Source organism: Streptomyces misionensis (assembly GCF_007896895.1).
Taxonomy (GTDB): domain Bacteria; phylum Actinomycetota; class Actinomycetes; order Streptomycetales; family Streptomycetaceae; genus Streptomyces; species Streptomyces misionensis_A.
Genome location: NZ_VOGW01000163.1, coordinates 3,685 through 4,976, shown reverse-complemented (window position 1 = coordinate 4,976; position 1,292 = coordinate 3,685). Strand labels below are relative to the sequence as shown.

The window sequence follows — 1,292 nt, the reverse complement described above, 5'->3', positions numbered from 1 at the left end:
GGACGACCCGCGCTGCTTCCCCGAGCCCACCGCGAGCCTGCACTCACCCGTCGACTGACCGCCCGCACCACCACGGAGAAGAAGAAGCCATGCCCCTGTGGCCCGTCTACACCGGTACGAACGAGCCGCACGACGGCATCGAGCAGCTGCCCCCGCCGCCGCCCTGGCGCGCCTTCGACGGCGGCCCGCCGCTCGCCGCGCCCGACGCGAGCGCCGACCTGTCCGCCGTCTCCCCGGACCGGATGCACCGCGCCGTGACGTACCGGGCCACCGAGGAGACGGTGCAGCTGGTCAACGCGGCCCTGTACCTGCGCCGCCCGCTGCTGGTCACCGGGCCGCCCGGCACCGGCAAGTCGTCGCTGGTCTACGCCGTGGCCCGGGAGCTGCGGCTCGGCCCGGTGCTGCGCTGGAACATCACCAGCCGCAGCACCCTGCACGACGGCCTCTACCAGTACGACCCCCTCTCCCGCCTGTACGCGGCCCGGCAGCAGGCCGCCCGCCAGGACCGGCCCGGGGCCGCGGAGCCCCCGGCGGACGACACCGGCATCGAGCACCACCTCCGCCTCGGCCCGCTCGGCACCGCCCTGCTGCCGTACGCCCGCCCCCGCGCGCTGCTCATCGACGAGATCGACAAGAGCGACCTCGATCTGCCCAACGACCTGCTGAACGTGCTGGAGGAGGGCCAGTACGAGATCCCGGAGCTGGTGCGCGCCGCCGAGCTGGCCCCGGACGGCATCGCCCGGGTGCCCGCGGACGGCACGGACGAGCGGGTCCCGGTGGCGCGCGGCCGGGTCCGCTGCCGGGCCTTCCCGTTCGTCGTGCTGACCAGCAACGGCGAGCGCGAGTTCCCGCCCGCCTTCCTGCGCCGCTGTGTCACCCTGCGGCTGCGCCAGCCCGACGACCGGCACCTCGCCGACATCGTCCGCGCCCATCTGGGCGAGCCCGACGCGTACGCGCGGAGCCTGATCGCCCGCTTCCTGGAGCGCACCGGCACCGGCGACCTGGCCACCGACCAGCTCCTCAACGCGATCTATCTGGCCGGCACCAGCGAACTGACCGCCGAGTCCCTGAACCGGCTGGCCGAGCAGCTGATGCCGCACCTGGGGCAGAGCACACGGTCCGATGTCTTCTGACGGCCCCGGCCCCCGGGACACCCCGGACGCGCTGGCCCGCCTCGCCGCCGTACTGGCCGAGGCGGCCCACGGCGTTCCCCCGACCCCGCGCGAGCTGGCGGAACTGCTGTGGCTGGCCCGGCACATGGCGCCCGGGCCAGCCACAGCAGTTCCGCCAGC

General features: G+C 75.1%; 1 protein-coding gene. It reads left to right on the top strand.

Annotated elements, in window-relative coordinates:
- The first annotated feature begins 89 nt into the window (after positions 1 to 89).
- Complete coding sequence (locus tag FRZ03_RS27035; RefSeq protein ID WP_146467749.1) at positions 90 to 1,133, top strand: AAA family ATPase; 1,044 nt, start codon at positions 90 to 92, stop codon at positions 1,131 to 1,133.
- The last annotated feature ends 159 nt before the right edge of the window (positions 1,134 to 1,292 follow it).